The organism is bacterium (assembly GCA_023145965.1).
Lineage (GTDB): Bacteria > UBP14 > UBA6098 > UBA6098 > UBA6098 > UBA6098.
On the sequence record JAGLDC010000083.1, the window covers coordinates 1 to 15,943 of the forward strand.

A 15,943-nucleotide genomic window follows, 5' to 3' on the forward strand; every position below is an offset into this window, starting at 1 on the left:
AACGCTGTCGAGTTGGAATAATTTGACCCACTATAGAAAGCAGAATAACCCACAGCGGTGTTTTTATTGCCTTCAATGTTGCAGCGAAGGGCATATTGTCCGCTGGCGGTGTTGTAAGAGCCTGTCGTGTTGGCGTGGAGCGCATAATTCCCGCTGGCGGTGTTGGAAGAGCCTGTCGTGTTGAAAAAGAGCGCGCCGTGTCCGTTGGCGGTGTTGTAAGAGCCGGTCGTGTTGGAGCGAAGCGCACAGTATCCGGTGGCGGTGATGCGATGGCCGGACGTGTTGGAATAGAGTGCACTATCGCCAACCGCAACATTCCGGTTATTGGTAAGGTCGTCGTTTGCCCCTGTGCCCTGTCCAATGAAAACTGAGTTTCCGAAGCCGGTCTGCCATATATGCCCGGCCACTTCGAGCTTTGCGCCCGGGCTTGTCGTCCCTATGCCAACATTGCCGGTGCTTAGGTCGCCATAGATCGCATCGCCGATATTGAGCTGATCGTCGGCCGTAGGGATAGGGGCATCGATATCCGCGCCAATAATTATGTTATTTGAGCCGGTAGTGATATTATACCCGGCATTATTGCCTAAGGCGGTGTTGTTCTCGCCCGTGGTGTTGAAATAAAGCGCTTTATGTCCGCTGGCGGTGTTGTTATTGCCCATGTTGTTGGAGTAAAGCGCGCTGTCTCCAATGGCGACATTCTTATCACCTGCTGTATTATTCCTAAGCGAGGCGCTTCCGATTGCGGTGTTAAAACTGCCCGATATGTTGCCGTAAAGCGCATGGTGTCCGCTGGCGGTGTTGCTATTGCCCTCGGTGTTGAGGGAAAGCGCCCAGTATCCGCTGGCGGTGTTCCACTTGCCTATGGTGTTGCCCTTAAGCGCAAAGTGTCCGCTGGCGGTGTTGTTCTCGCCCGTGGTGTTGGACATAAGCGCTTGATATCCGCTGGCGGTATTGTACTCGCCCTCGGTGTTGGAGTTAAGCGCTTGATACCCGCTGGCGGTGTTGCCAACGCCCGTGGTATTGGAATAAAGCGCATGGTATCCGCTGGCGGTGTTGGCATTGCCCGTGGTGTTGGAGTTAAGCGCTTGATATCCGCTGGCGGTGTTGCCACCGCCCGTGGTGTTGGAGTTAAGCACAGAATCGCCGACAGCTACATTTTTATTATTCGATAGGTCGTCGTTTGCGCCGGCACCCACACCGATGAAGACCGAGCCTCCCAAGCCGGTCTGCCATATATGCCCGGCCACTTCCAACTTTGCCCCCGGGGTTGTCGTCCCGATACCGACATTGCCGGAGTGGTAGATATCTCCCGTAAGACCGCTTCCGGAGGCATACGCCCAGTCGTTGTCGGTAGCGCCGCTGATGCCTGCATCCACATACGCTTTCGATGCGAAATCGGCATCGTTGGTGCCCATATCGGTGGCATCGGTATAGCTTGCTTGGCCGTCGACTTCAAGGCGATTCGCCGGTGTTGTCGTCCCGATGCCGACATTGCCGGTGCTTAGGTCGCCGTATATGGTATTGCCGATGTTCAGTTGGTCGTCGCCGGTGGCAGAGGGAGCATTAACATTCTGACCAATCATAATATTACGCGAGCCGGTTGTGATGTTGTCACCTGTGGAATAACCCAAAGCGGTGTTATAATTGCCTTCGGTGTTGGCGTAAAGTGCATAATGCCCGCTGGCGGTGTTGTAATGGCCTTCGGTGTTGTAATTAAGTGCCTGGCCTCCGCTGGCGGTGTTGTAAGAGCCGACGACATTTAAACCAAGTGCATCGAATCCGCTGGCGGTGTTATAATTGCCGGCGACGTTGGACCTAAGCGCATAGTATCCGCTGGCGGTGTTGTAATTGCCTTCGGTGTTGGAATTAAGTGCCTGGCCTCCGCTGGCGGTGTTGTAACCGCCGCTCGTGTTTGCATAAAGCGCAGAGTATCCGCTGGCGGTGTTTAAATAGCCGATAGTGTTGGAGTAAAGCGTCCGATACCCGCAGGCGGTGTTGTCAAAGCCTGTGGTGTTGGAGTAAAGCGCACTGTCACCTACCGCGACATTTCGATTATCGGTTAGATCATCGTTGGCGCCTGCGCCAGATCCAATAAATACCGATTTTCCTAATCCTGTCTGCCATATATGCCCGGCCACTTCGAGCTTTGCCCCCGGTGTTGCCGTCCCGATGCCGACATTGCCGGAGGAAATTGTGGCTCCGGTTCCATCGGCGTTTGTCCCGAATATAAGGTTGCCGATACTTATCTGGTAATCGCTCGTAGCGCTCGGCGCGTCTATATTGTATCCGATAATTATATTTCCATCGCCGGTTGTAATGTTGTCCCCCACCTGATATCCGACACCGATGTTTCCATAGCCGGTCGTGTTGGAGTAAAGCGCCTCGTATCCGCTTGCGGTGTTTTTATAGCCGGTCGTGTTGCCGTGAAGCGCATAACTCCCGCTGGCGGTGTTGTAATCGCCGGTCGTGTTGTTATAAAGCGCACTGTATCCGCTGGCGGTGTTTCTATGGCCGGACGTGTTGTAGTAAAGTGTAAAACTTCCGCTGGCGGTGTTGAAATAGCCGGTCGTGTTGTAGTAAAGCGCAAGATATCCGTTGGCGGTGTTTAAATTGCCGGTCGTGTTGTTATAAAGCGCACTGCCTCCATTGGCGGTGTTGTAATAGCCGGTCCTGTTGCGGTGAAGCGCATAGCATCCGCTGGCGGTGTTGTAATTGCCGGTCGTGTTGGAATTAAGCGCACTGTATCCGCTGGCGGTGTTATTATCGCCGGTCGTGTTGTAGAAAAGCGCCTCGTATCCGCTTGCGGTGTTTTTATAGCCGGTCGTGTTGCGGTGAAGCGCACTATCGCCAACCGCGACATTCCGGTTATCGGTAGAGTCGTCGTTTGCTCCGGCGCTTACACCGATGAAAACCGATTGTCCCAAGCCGGTCTGCCATATATGCCCGGCCACTTCGAGCTTTGCCCCCGGGGTTGTCGTCCCGATGCCGACGTTGTCGGTTCCCGTTTCCAGCCGAACTACCGCGCCGTCGTCCACCCAACCGTTCGCGCCGCCGGCTCCGCCGGAATATCCCGTCTCCTCGGGGTCGCTCGAAAGGCGAAGTATCCATACCTTCGCGTTAGTCCCGGCATCAAAATCGTCAGGGCGAATGACAAGCGGCGAATCTTCCGGATCTGTTCCGGCTGTCAGGCAATAAGTTCTCGTTTGGGAACCGTCGAAAACGAATATCAACGAGCCAATGGGCAAGCCGGTAGTCACAACTCCGTCGAGGTTAGTCGCGCCGCCTTCGGTTAGGTCTGTCAACTGCGGCGGATTGAAGATATTGTTGTATTGTTGCCCGAAGGCAAGTGCAACGAATAACAAAACAGTCAGCAATCTCATGATTTTCATTTTTCCTCCCTTTATATTTTGTTTCCACTAATGTAATACGAAATTTGATAGAAACAAATGAAAAAGGGCGACCGGCGCCGCCCATTTCGTGCAGACGGCTGAAGCCGTCTGTTGCGGAAATGTTGCACGGACGAGATAGACGCCGCTACCAACGGCGGCGTCCGGTTGCCAGACAGCAACCCTGTTTATAGGGTTCAATTTCCTTATTAACTTCCCGGATATATCGTATATTTCGGTGTAGAGTTTGTGGGATTTTACGGAAGGGTTTTTTACGCGAAGAAAAAAATCTCCTGCCAATCGAAGGAGATTTCTCCCCCTTCGGGTCGAAATGACAGGACATCGATGGGTAGAGTGGAAATTTTTGCGGTAGAAAATCATGTAATAAATAAATCCAAATTACCGTAGCAAAAATCGTGACAGCGGGCGCCGGATGGATTAGTGTTCTCTCAAACACAACTTAGACACAATTCGCTTCCTCTGTCGAAGAATTTAAAGTAGTAATCATTTTGCATATTAGCCAACCCGAAACTTCACTAGTCTAGGCTATATCGCCATAAAAAAACCGCCCTTATTGAAAGGGCGGTTCCCCATTAATCACCTACGCGTAAATCTATTTTGCAGAATCGGTGACCTTCTGCGAAGCTTTATTGCCACCTAGAGCCACCACAATATCAGCATCGGAAATCTCATCGTTCAAATATATGTATTGTGTGCCAGTCATCTTTTTAAGAGCAATCACACCTGCTTCGAGACGAAAGCCATCACGATAGTATATCTTCGTAAATTGAAGGTTTTTCTCCGTCACAGTATTACCAACTTCGACAATGTTGTACCCCCTATCGCGAAGACCGTCTCCAACCTCCTTGGCCCATCCTTTGTTTTCTGTGGAATTCAGGACTATGACGCGCGGTTCAAGCCCTGCGCCTTTCCTGATCGATGATTCGGTAAAGTCTATATTTATAGCTTTAGCGCCATGTAAACTTGTAAGGTCGGGTATATCGTAATCGCCGATTCCCATGTCCGGGTTAATACGATAAATATCGAAACCTGTCGAAATAAAATCATCCCTATCAGAATGGAAGTAAATGAAATCTCGATAGACTTCACCATCTTTAACATAACCCCATGCCGGCCCGAGATCGCGTGCAACCTGACTGAATGTTTTCTGGAAATTTTCACCTGTTTCAACATTGATTATCCAGATATTCCAGTATTCTGCGTTACGGTAGTCTGTGAAGCCATCGGCTGCGTAAGGCGCACTTTTTGAGTATGCAATCCACTTGCCATCGGGTGACCAGCAAGGATCTATTTCGTGTCCTGGATAAGTAGTCAATTGAGTGCTAACTTTGCCGTTTATGTCCATCATCCAGATATCGTAAGTTCCCGATTTGAAGCTTGTATAAATGATTTTATTGCCATCAGGCGATATTTGAGGGTCGAATCCTGGGCCAAGATCGGTAACACGCGCACCGCTTATGTCCATTTTGTAAATTCTAGGTAACCAAAGCGTTTCATCTGTCTTCTGCCAAGGAACAGCCGGATAAAAAAAATGGCTACAAATCTGAACAGGCGATGGAATAAATTGCTCTCCTCGCGAAAAAACAATTGAACTGCAATTCGGGTTGATATCGCCAGTGTAATCGTAGGTTCCAGTCCAAGAAATTTTTTGTGAACCACTGAGACCAGTCGCAGATTTCGCCCAAATAGTTGGGTATCCCCCGCTTAAACTCGTGTAAAGAATTCTAGAACCATCTGGGAACCACGAGGCATAAAAATCATCGGTTGGGCTGTTAGTAATTCTTGAAAAGCCCCCGGTGCCATCTGATCCGACGATCCATATATCGAAATCACCAGCTTTGCTATAGAAATCACCGGCTTCCCAGCTTTCAATAGCAATATAATCCCCCAACGGTGATATATCCGGTGAACACTCATGTGATGGGCGGCTCGTAATCCTGACCATAGAAGTGGCCTCCTCTGCGCCGGAAGCATGTGAATTATACGGCCTAGAATTGCCTCTGTCAGGAATGTAAGTCGATTGACATGTCCCCCCCAACATTGGCAATATGACGATTATTGCGATAACAAAACCAATAACTTTTTTCGCCATATTATGCTCCTTTCACCAAATCGTAAAAGCATAACAGAAAAATTAACCTATTCGAGAAACTACAAATATGATAAGGTATTGTCAAGATATATTTGAAAATAGTTTAAGTTTATGCACATAAGTTATTGATTATTAGGCTGTTACGGCATGCAAATAACTAAACACAAAATCTATAATACTTCTAACTTCATGAGTATTAATATATTAGGATGATTATCCTAATATATTACTTGATTTATTCTAGTGCTCCACAGTGGTCTTTGGAGTTTCTTTTTGCACTGCTTCGCCATTAATATAAATCTCTGGTATCGGGCCGTGAATCCCCTCCTTGCGAATAGATCTAATCGCCGCATAATGCTCCTCCAGATTACGGCTGAACCAGTGAGTGCCGTTTTCGTTAGATACAAAGAAAAGATAATCGGTTGAATCAGGCCAGAGAGCCGCAAAGATAGCTTCTATGGCCGGATTGCAAATTGCTCCGGGAGGAAGTCCGGTAAAACGATAAGTGTTGTATTTGCATGATGAAGTATCGAGATCGGCTGTAGTAAGAGTTCTGTCGAAGCTCCTAAGCCCATATATAACGGTCGGGTCGGCTTGTAGCAACATCCCGCGCCTTAGGCGATTATGATAAACACTAGCTATCACCGTCTGCTCCCATGAAACTCTCGCTTCAGCCTCGATTATGCTAGCAAGTGTTATTACTTCGTTTATACTCATATCCAATTCTTCCGCGCGATCCGACATCACGACATCCCATTTCTTTGTAAAATGTTCTGCCATGCGAGAGATCAGCGCGGAACCTGTTTCGCCCTCCGGAAGACTATATGTTTCTGGATATAGATAACCCTCGAAACTTGGAGCGTGGATATTATATTTATTCATAAGAGAACTATCGAAAGCAGCAGATACAATCGCTAAAGAGTCTATGCCGATACTATCATGAGCAATACGAGCAATATCGAAAATAGTCGAACCTTCTGGAAAAGTAGCCATAATATCGAAATAACCAGCGGTAGTTAAAGCTTTGGCTAGGTCTATTGCCGAGAGGGGTTCGTCGAATTTATATTTACCGGCACGAATTTTCCTATCTAAACTGAATAATCTCGCCGCCGTTTCAAATTTCCATGCTTCTTCAACTAAATCGGCATCCTGCAATATCTGCGCAATAGTCGAAATAGTTGCGCCTTTTGGTACGGTTATATGTATAGGCTCGTTGTATTCTAGGCCGGTTGGCACCGAATAAATCTCTATGAAAAGAAGGATGGCTACGGTCAATATACCGAGGAAACCGATAGCGAAAACAGGCAATATCTTACGTTTCAAGAGCTTCTCCCTTACTTATTGAATCAAGAAAAGTGCTTAATATAAGCGAAGCAGCAACAGCATCGACTCTGCCTTTTTCATAACTAGGTTTACCGCCGGTGGCATGTATAGCCCGAGTAGCTTCGACGCTCGTAAAACGCTCATCTTGAAAATGAAGTCCAACTCTAGGTTTGCGCTCGGCAATTTTATTCGATAATGTCGTTATTTGCACACACAATATACCTTCATCTCCAGATAAATGAAGTGGTTTGCCGAAAACGAGATCGCTGATGTCATTTTCTTCTATAATCGAACAAATTCGCGATGCAAGTGAATCAAGACCTTCGTTTTTGATAGTCTGCCAGGGTTGTGCAATAATCGCCAAAGGGTCTGAAAGAGCAAGTCCTACACGGACGAGACCATAATCTATGCCTAAATAGCGCCCCACGCTAGGAATTACTCACTATAATTCTCTGTATTAAGGCATCTGTTTCCTCAGCAGCATTATCCCAAGTGAATTTCCTGGCCCATTCCACAGCCTTTGCGCCCATATTTAGCCTTAATTCGTGATTCTGAAGAAGATTGGTTACTTTTTCAGTAAGAGAAGCTTCATTGCCGAATTCGAAAAGGAAACCGGTTTCACCTTCTAGAACCGATTCACGCAATCCGGGAGCATCAGAAACAACGACTGGCGTCCCGCAGGCCTGTGCCTCCATACCGACAATACCCCAACCTTCTTTTGGGCTTGTATTCACGGCTACCCAGGCCTTTCGAAGATATTCGACCTTTTCCTCTTCGCTAACGAAACCAGCAAACTTAACTGTCCCCTCGGAAAGTGAAAGCAAGTCCACTAGTTTTCGCAAAGCCGGAAGACCGTCACCGGAACCTATAATAATTAGTTTCACGTTGGGAATTCGTTCTTTAATTGCCGGCATGGCCTTTATTAGCACATCGACACGCTTATACGTTTTTATCCGTCCCAAATAAACAATTGTGGGATTCTCAAATTCAGGAATAGAAGCGTCAGGGAAAAAAACTTCCTGGCGAATACCGTTATAAATAATATCTATTTCCTCGCGCTTGATACCTGAATTTACTAGGTCTTCAGCAGTTGATTCGGAGACGGAGATTATTGGTAATCCTTTGTTTCTATATAATCTTAGGGCCTTGCTCTCACCCCATAGAACATACAGAGGAAACGGAAATAGATACCAGGGGAATTCTTTCCAAATGGTCTTGCCAAAGAAATGATGCACCTGGACTAGCACTGGACATTTAGCCCATTTTGCTGACATAAAAGGCATTTTATTCATGTCTTCTATGATGAGATCGAATTTCTCGCCAGAGCTCAGCAAGCGTAAATATTCAGACTTGACCCGTCTGTCAAAAGTGTTGCGATTACCCTCACTTCGGATCACTCGAATCCCATCGAGACTATCCTGATGCTTGGCACCGGGATACGAAGTGCAAAGCAAAGAAACACTATATCCATAATCACGGGCAAGACGACCGTAAATCTCATGAAGATGCACCTCGGCTCCTCCAAAAAACGGATTCGTAATATCTTGCCAATTAATTATTAATATATTCTTGCCCAAAGTCTTATCCTTTACTCTCTTCCACTTGGAAGCGTCTGAGTCTCCTTTTCTGTTGCTACCTCTTCGGTCGATTTCGTGCCGGGCTTAACAATCATCTTTGACTTTGAAGGCTGCGTCTTTTGAATAGACTCAAAATAGGATTTAATCTTCTCGTCATCAGGATGCTTTTCATGCCATGCCGTTATCTCTTCATTGAATTTTCCGGTCTCGCCAAATGAGTAGAGATAACCCAGTTGCGATTTAAAGAGAACATCGTCCTCTGGGTTCTTGATGCGGCCTTTTTCTATAATATCGAGTGTGCGACTTGTGTCACCGTATTGGTAACATAAGTCGGCGAAAAGCCGAATTAGACGAATATTTGTAGGATCTTCTTGAAGACTTGTTTCTAGAAGCTCATCAAATCTTTCCCAATTCCCTACATCTGCGAAGATATCTGCCGCAAACATTGCAATACGCCAGTCGTAAGGCAACATATCGATTGCACCTTCCATGACCTCTTTCGACTCGTCCATTCTACCTTTTGCTCTTAGGTCTAACGCCAAAGTCATGAAAGCCGTAGTGTAGTTTTGAAGAAGCTTCGCGGAATTCTCATCCTTATATATTTTATCATCTTTCAAGCCTCGGAAAAAATAAGTATCGAAAAGATAATCCCGCATAATTTCAGGTTCGACTTGTCTATCACCTTTCTGACCAGTAAGGCGATATGCAAGCCCTTCCATTCTTAAATAAGGGCCATAATTAAGCTTGTTATCAGGAGATACTGTAACAGCAAAATAAATCGGTGGTGTGAAAACATAATTAGTATCGATTTTTTCGCCAATAGTATCTTGAGTAACAGTAACCTGTGTATGGTCGATGAGATGCTTCACCATTATATCTTGAACGCGAACAACTGAACCATCCGAGGTTCTATAGGCGCGAAGTAAATCTATCTGGTCATCCGTCATCTTTATTGGAACGAAATCATGACCAAATTGGTTAATTCTTTTCGTTAATTCGGAGGATACTAGAGTAATATTCCTAGAACTGAGTTTACGATTCAAATCCAGCGAGGATTCCGCTTCCATAGTCCCTGTGATTTTTCCTCCTGAAGAACTGGTACCTGTATATTTGTAATAGTTTCTCGTCTTCAATTGCTTGATATACCAATTTGTATTAAGCAAGGAAAGATTAGCAATACAGACATCAGCTCTTTCGCCCTTCACAACTTGGAGGAACCACAATGGGAATGTGTCATTATCACCGTTTGTGTAAAGAATGCTGTTTTTATCGCATGAATTTAAAATGTTAAAAGCATAGTCATGCGGAATGTAGTTTTTACTCCGATCATGGGTAAACCAGTTAGCTTTTAATGGAATCGCTGGAAGAAGCGTGAGAATAGAACAAAGTATAAGCGTCAATGAAGCAGGAAGCTTGACAGAACGTCTAAGCTTATTAAACATAGCAAGCAATGCAGCTAATCCCAAACCTATCCACGCAGAGAAAAACATATATCCAGGGGTAAAGAAATAATCGCGATCACGAACCTCTAACTTAATCCCCTGGGTACCGTCAGAGAAGTTGATATATATTATCAACCCTAAAGTGCTCACAAGGAGCGCCAAGAATAAAAGCAACCAGAATTGTTTGTGCTTTGGGAAAAAGATGAAAAGCCCAAGCAACGAAATAAAGAAAGGAATCGTACCCCTAAGACTAGTAAGTGGCGTTGACCATTGTTTTTCGAAAAAGCCCCAAAAACCCATTCTTGGATGAACGCCAATCTGATTAACCCACGTCCCCTTACGATTGAACATGGATTCCCACATGGACTCCTGTCCGTATTGTTTTCTATCCATATAATCCGCGAAACCTTCTACAGTCTCCGGATTATTTTCGTCAATAGGCGGGTTAAGTTGCGAACGAATCAGCGTGTAGGTGCTTATCCCAAATGCTATTACGCAAACGAGAATGGTAACAAAACCTATACCGAAACTGCGTGTGGCTCTCTCTGCCTTAAGACTCCTATGTTTCATGGTTCCTGCGATTATAAAACCGAGAAGAAGAACGGCAAGTCCCACTATCGACATTCCAAGAAATATTTTAAATGTCGTTGCAACTGTGAAAAGCAATATCCAGGTGAACCAGAATATTGGATCCCTTCTTTTCCGGACACTCGAGAATACAACAAATAGGAATACTGGTGGTAGCATTATCATCACTGTTAAGTGAATCGATATTCCTAGATATAACATATAGGCTATAAATACGAGATATCTGTCGCTGTCCGGTTTATCGCGCTTTTCATACCACAACATGGCAACATATAGTACTAAGGCAGTAATGAACATGGCCGGGCCGTAAACCTCGGCCTCGACTGCATTTCCCCAGTAGGTCGAGGAAAAGGCCGCAAGCAATCCTCCAACGAGTCCTGAAACAAGCACTATGGCATATTCCGAAGCAGAATTTGCTTTAAGGAAGAATTTCTCCGCCGCACGCGAGATAATCATGAAAATAACGCCAATAGTTGTCGCATTGAAGAAACCGCTCATAAGGTTCAACTTATGCGCAACTGTGAGCTCTTCAAGACCCCATAAAGGTGCAAGGAAATCGAGAGGAAGCAAACTAACAATTCTTCCTAGAAGCAGAAATAGTGTCGCTCCTGGTGGATGCGGCACACTCAAGCTGAAACTACAGGCAATAAACTCACCGCAATCCCAGAACGGAACTGTCGGCTGAGCTGTCTGCGCATAAACGATGAAAACTACAAAAGAAATCAGAACCGCATACCATCTTCGCATTACCTTATATGCTCTATCGGTTAAACGAAAGTCGTTTCCTTCAGTTTTCTCCGTAATAGCGACACCGATCAAAGACACAAATGGCGCAATTACTCCCATGAAAAACCATTTAAGTGCGCTCTGTCCCTTACCTCTAGCAACTATCGCAGCTAGTATTCCAGTAATCGCACCCGAAATAAGCCATACGATAATATGGGTTAAAACTATACTATTCACTTGTGGCATTTTTTTTCTCCCAAAAATATTCTATATTTCATTTTCTTTCATATTAACGACCTTTATATAACCGCGATGCCAGTTGTTCTGGCAAATTTGCCGAAATTATCTTATTCGCTGCTGAATCGATGTCGTAATCTACGCGATGGAACTCGACCATCATCGATTCATCATCGAAAATAACAATACAAGCACGCGAATCGCCATCTCGCGGCTGACCAACGCTCCCAACATTGACAATATATCTATAACCACTTAAACCGGACAAAACATATGAAGAACCGCATTCTATCCGATCACCAGAAGAACACCATATGCCAGGTTTATGGCTATGCCCAACAAAACACACTCTTTCAGAAAATGCTTCGAATTGAGCAGTTATGCTGGAATTCAAGCGAATATAATGCCAGCTTTCGGGTGAAAGCGGAGAACTATGGACAATTTTTATATTATTATCATTTTTCACTAGATCAAGCGAAGCCAACCATTTTTTTTGATTTAAATCCAATTGTGCCGATGTCCATTCTATGGCAGAACGCGCGCTCTGTTTGAATTTTGAAATATCGGTTTTTCCAACAACACCATAATCATGGTTACCAGCAACCACCAAATCGGCGCGCTTCTTAATAATTTCAACACACTCCACAGGGTCGGCACCATATCCTACAATATCTCCTGCGCAAAATATCGAATCCACCGAAAAACCTTCGATATAATCTAATACTGCCTTTAACGCTTCCAAATTTGAATGAATATCGCTAATGATTGCTATTTTCATTCCTTATTCCTTTTCGCTCTCGATCTGCTCTCTCTTATCTATATCGAGGTGCCGCAGTATTCCATCGAGAAGGCCATTAACGAAACGCGCAGACTCTGAAGTTCCAAACTGTTTTGCAAGCTCGATACACTCGTTAATAGTCGTTTTAGGAGGTATGTCAGGAAAATACAGGAATTCAGCAACGCCAATTCTGAGAATATTTTTATCGACTATTGCTATCCTTTCGAGCGCCCAATTCTCTGCTCTCTCGTTAATTATATTATTTATATCTTCTATATTTTTAACTATTTCTTCTAATATGCTATTATAAAACAACTTAGAAGTTTTTGGAACCTCGTGAAATTCCACTATTTCCTCTTCAAGTTGAGAGATATTCTTTTTCCCGGCCACTTCAATCGAATAAAGTGCCATCAGTATAGCAATCCTAGCTTCTCGACGTGCTCCCATTAAGTTTTCTTCCCTTCTAAAGTTGAATAAAGATCTGCCATCTCAAGAGCATCGAGTGCTGCAACAAAGCCTTTATTCCCTGCTTTCACACCAGAACGATCCATAGCCTGATCGACGCTATCCGTTGTTAAAACACCATAAATAATGGGAATCGAAATCTGCATAGAAAGATTAGCGATACCCTTGGAAACCTCGGAAGCAACAAAATCGAAATGTGGAGTTTCACCACGGATAACAGCACCTAGGCAGATTATAGCTGAATATTCTCCTTTTCGAGCAATTTTGCTGGCAAGAGCAGGAATCTCGAAAGCCCCTGGAACACGAAATATATCTATGGCCGTGTCATTGACACCATGGCGGCAAAGACAATCTATAGAACCTGCTATCAATTTTTCTACGATAAAATCGTTGAACCTGCCCGCGACAATAGCAAATTTAGCAGCATTCTTGACAATGTATTTCCCTTCAACAACACTCATCATTACTCCTTTTGCGTTTATTCTCAGAAGACAGCTTTTCGTCAAAATCCAGAAGATGTCCCATTCTCTCTCTTTTTGTTGTAAGATATTTGATATTATCAGAATTTGGTTGTATCTCTATCGGCACTCGCTCCACTATCGAAAGACCATAACCCTCAAGACCAACTATTTTGCGAGGATTATTTGTCAAAAGACGAATAGTCGTTATACCAAGATCCGCCAATATTTGTGCTCCAATACCATAATCGCGAAGGTCTGGTGGGAAACCGAGCCTACAATTTGCTTCGACAGTATCAAAACCAAGATCCTGAATATGGTAGGCTTGCAATTTTTTCCCGATGCCAATTCCTCGTCCTTCCTGACGCATATAGAGAAGCGCACCTTGATCCTCTTGTTCTATCATCTTCATAGCGGTAGTGAGTTGGTCACCACAATCGCATCTTCGGCTTCCGAAAACGTCGCCGGTGAGACATTCATCGTGGACACGAACAAGAATATTCTGCTTACTATCAATCTTGCCCTTAACGAGGGCTATATGTTGACGGCCATCGAGAAGGGATTCGTATAGATGGATTTGAAAACTACCATATTTCGTTGGGAAATCAGCAGAAGTTACGTGGCGAACGAGTTTTTCGTTTTTGCGTCTATACTCGATTAGGTCCTCGATCGTAATAATCGGAAGCTTATATTGCGATGCTATCTTTACAAGCTCTGGAACACGCGCCATGGTGCCATCTGAGGACATAATCTCACATATCACACCAACTGGATAAAGGTTTGCTAGCCTGCAAAGATCGACAGAAGCCTCTGTATGGCCAGCTCTACGAAGAACACCACCATCAGTGGCTTTGAGGGGAAATATATGTCCGGGTCGAGAAAATTTATCCGAATCAATGCGCTGATCTGCAAGCGCACGAAGTGTCGCCGCTCGATCGGGTGCTGAAATACCCGTCGTTGTGCCATCTTTATAGTCTATCGTAACAGTAAATGGCGTTCCATGTAAAGCGGTGTTCTTATTTACCATCATGTCTAGACCGAGACTTTCCAAACGCTCGGAAACCGCTGGGGCACAGACCATTCCGCGACCATATCGAGTGAGAAAATTAACCATCTCAGAAGTCGCTTTCTCGGCAGCAGCAACAAAATCGCCTTCGTTCTCACGGTCGGCATCATCCACAACAATGATAATGCCCCCTTCGGCTATCCTGTCGATAGCCGTTTTCACATCGTCGAATTTTATAATCTCTTGAGTCGTTTTTATCTTGCCTTTATTAGATTCTCTAAATATTTAGCTAAAATATCGAACTCCAAATTTACATTCCTACCCGATAAATAATCCTTGATAATGGTAGAGTTTAGCGTTTCAGGAATAACTGCAACTGAAAATCCTCCAACTCTCTTGTCGGCAATAGTCAGACTCACTCCATCAACAGCAATAGAACCTTTTCTACTAACCAACCCATCATACTTCTTAGGATAAGATACACTTAATTCTGCAAAACCCGCCTTTTTAACAACTTTAATGACTCTACCTAAACAATCAATATGCCCCTGAACAAAATGCCCCCCAAAACGGCCATCAGCCGGTAATGCGCGTTCAAGGTTAACCTCCTTGCCAAGAAGAGCATTCCGGAGATTTGTAACCCTATAGGTCTCCTCGGAAACATCGGCAGAAAAAAAACCCGATGTCACCGCATTGACCGTAAGGCATATTCCATCTGAAGATATGCTTTCTCCAACCTTGATCGGCGAAGCGAAATTCGCTTCAAGGGTAATTTTAAGAGTTTGGCTTTTCCTTTCAATCTTTTTTATAACACCGATTCTCTCAATAATACCAGTGAACAAATCACTCAACCTCCATTATACAAAAAGTCCAAAGAAAATATATTTAAATTAATTAAAAGTCAATCGGTTAATCCATAACTACTAAATAAGAAGAATTTGTTATCTGGAATTTCAAATACCACCAGAAATTATACAAAAATCATGACAGCGCCCTCTAGTCAAATATCGAGCATATCTGTGGTGCAACCAATGAAAAATGAAACAACTAAAATTGCATAACTATGTTAGTTAGCTATTTATATTGAAATATTAATTTAAAAAGCTATAATTTTTATCAATATGAAGCATACATATTTTAAGAACGATCCAATCAATTATTAAACAAAGGTTTACACAAATGGATGTCAACCTCGATATAATAGTTAGCATCCCCTCGAAACCTCTGCCTGAAAGTTGCGTCGAGGGAATAGCAAAGATCATTCGATCTATACCCGAAATATACTTCGCATATCTGCCCGAACTTTTTATCCCTGGGCAGATGGATGAAGCCACATTAGTCTTGATATTAGTATCAGATTTAAAAGGAGAAGAACTCGCCAAGATAACTTACAACATGAATAGCTGTATTTGCGAGCTTCTCCCAAGTGACAACGAGATGAATATTCTTGTTGTAGAACCAGACCACGAAATAGTTCAACCTACCATTGAAACAGGCTGTTTAGTTGAAATTAACAACCGCAAGAAATTCGAGCAATATATCGATTTAACTAACTTATAATTATATTTTCCTACAGGTCAAAAATTAATTCATGAATAAATTCAAGCATTATAAATATCTCACAATATTTCTTGTAATTATTTCATCCATTGGACAAAACGAATTAGATCCATCGAAAATTAAGAAATTTAAAACTGTTTATACAGATATAAAAATCCCAGAAATAGCAAAGGTTGGAGAAGTTCTTTCGTTTGATCCATCGAATACTATTAAGGTTATTCGAGCCAGAAATCCATATGATCCCAATGTATTTGGTGTTGTCGTGTTAGACTCTTTTGGGCAAA

The 15,943-nt window shown here is 44.0% G+C and carries 13 protein-coding genes; 2 read left to right on the forward strand and 11 right to left on the reverse strand.

Annotation, left to right across the window (positions count from 1 at the left end):
- From KAH81_08175 to KAH81_08225, 11 genes are all read right to left on the reverse strand, one after another.
- Positions 1 to 3,389, reverse strand: a 3,389-nt coding sequence (locus KAH81_08175) for a hypothetical protein (GenBank protein ID MCK5833630.1), incomplete at its 3' end; no start/stop codon positions are given.
- Between the two features lie 610 nt (positions 3,390 to 3,999).
- Positions 4,000 to 5,499 carry a PD40 domain-containing protein gene (locus KAH81_08180; GenBank protein ID MCK5833631.1) on the reverse strand — a complete coding sequence of 500 codons (1,500 nt, stop codon included), beginning with the start codon at positions 5,497 to 5,499 and terminating at the stop codon, positions 4,000 to 4,002.
- A 240-nt stretch (positions 5,500 to 5,739) separates the two neighbouring features.
- Positions 5,740 to 6,822 (reverse strand): endolytic transglycosylase MltG, encoded by a 1,083-nt coding sequence (gene mltG, locus KAH81_08185; protein ID MCK5833632.1) that lies wholly within the window; start codon positions 6,820 to 6,822, stop codon positions 5,740 to 5,742.
- Positions 6,812 to 7,249: a Holliday junction resolvase RuvX gene (gene ruvX, locus KAH81_08190; protein MCK5833633.1), complete on the reverse strand. Its 438-nt coding sequence runs from the start codon at positions 7,247 to 7,249 to the stop codon at positions 6,812 to 6,814. The genes mltG and ruvX overlap by 11 nt, the downstream gene beginning before the upstream one ends.
- 1 nt (position 7,250) lies before the next feature.
- The gene (locus tag KAH81_08195; protein ID MCK5833634.1) at positions 7,251 to 8,399 is read right to left on the reverse strand and encodes a glycosyltransferase family 4 protein; all 1,149 of its coding nucleotides are present in this window, start codon (positions 8,397 to 8,399) and stop codon (positions 7,251 to 7,253) included.
- 11 nt (positions 8,400 to 8,410) lie between these two features.
- Entirely contained in the window at positions 8,411 to 11,401 is a 2,991-nt protein-coding gene (locus KAH81_08200) for a DUF2723 domain-containing protein (protein ID MCK5833635.1), read from the reverse strand.
- Between the two features lie 43 nt (positions 11,402 to 11,444).
- Complete coding sequence (locus KAH81_08205) at positions 11,445 to 12,170, reverse strand: metallophosphoesterase family protein (GenBank protein ID MCK5833636.1); 726 nt, start codon at positions 12,168 to 12,170, stop codon at positions 11,445 to 11,447.
- Positions 12,171 to 12,173: 3 nt separating this feature from the next.
- Positions 12,174 to 12,617 carry a transcription antitermination factor NusB gene (gene nusB, locus KAH81_08210; protein ID MCK5833637.1) on the reverse strand — a complete coding sequence of 148 codons (444 nt, stop codon included), beginning with the start codon at positions 12,615 to 12,617 and terminating at the stop codon, positions 12,174 to 12,176.
- A complete protein-coding gene (locus KAH81_08215; GenBank protein ID MCK5833638.1) occupies positions 12,617 to 13,096 on the reverse strand; it encodes a 6,7-dimethyl-8-ribityllumazine synthase in 480 nt (159 codons plus the stop codon). The genes nusB and KAH81_08215 overlap by 1 nt, the downstream gene beginning before the upstream one ends.
- Complete coding sequence (locus KAH81_08220) at positions 13,083 to 14,336, reverse strand: bifunctional 3,4-dihydroxy-2-butanone-4-phosphate synthase/GTP cyclohydrolase II (protein MCK5833639.1); 1,254 nt, start codon at positions 14,334 to 14,336, stop codon at positions 13,083 to 13,085. Before KAH81_08220 ends, KAH81_08215 begins: the two co-directional genes overlap by 14 nt.
- Before the next feature lie 17 nt (positions 14,337 to 14,353).
- Positions 14,354 to 14,950 carry a riboflavin synthase gene (locus KAH81_08225; GenBank protein ID MCK5833640.1) on the reverse strand — a complete coding sequence of 199 codons (597 nt, stop codon included), beginning with the start codon at positions 14,948 to 14,950 and terminating at the stop codon, positions 14,354 to 14,356.
- Between the two features lie 328 nt (positions 14,951 to 15,278).
- Between KAH81_08225 and KAH81_08230 the strand changes: the two genes are divergently transcribed.
- Together KAH81_08230 and KAH81_08235 are read left to right on the forward strand one after the other, a co-directional pair.
- A complete protein-coding gene (locus KAH81_08230) occupies positions 15,279 to 15,659 on the forward strand; it encodes a hypothetical protein (protein MCK5833641.1) in 381 nt (126 codons plus the stop codon).
- Positions 15,660 to 15,690: 31 nt separating this feature from the next.
- Positions 15,691 to 15,943 (forward strand): hypothetical protein (locus KAH81_08235; GenBank protein ID MCK5833642.1); only part of this gene is annotated, 253 nt, incomplete at its 3' end.

What these genes read in the sequence shown, in the direction of transcription:
- KAH81_08180 (MCK5833631.1), bottom strand. Translation starts at nt 5,499, where the DNA reads ATGGCGAAAAAAGTTATTGGTTTTGTTATCGCAATAATCGTCATATTG.
- KAH81_08200 (MCK5833635.1), bottom strand. Translation starts at nt 11,401, where the DNA reads ATGCCACAAGTGAATAGTATAGTTTTAACCCATATTATCGTATGGCTT.
- KAH81_08205 (MCK5833636.1), bottom strand. Translation starts at nt 12,170, where the DNA reads ATGAAAATAGCAATCATTAGCGATATTCATTCAAATTTGGAAGCGTTA.
- nusB (MCK5833637.1), bottom strand. Translation starts at nt 12,617, where the DNA reads ATGGGAGCACGTCGAGAAGCTAGGATTGCTATACTGATGGCACTTTAT.
- KAH81_08215 (MCK5833638.1), bottom strand. Translation starts at nt 13,096, where the DNA reads ATGAGTGTTGTTGAAGGGAAATACATTGTCAAGAATGCTGCTAAATTT.
- KAH81_08230 (MCK5833641.1), top strand. Translation starts at nt 15,279, where the DNA reads ATGGATGTCAACCTCGATATAATAGTTAGCATCCCCTCGAAACCTCTG.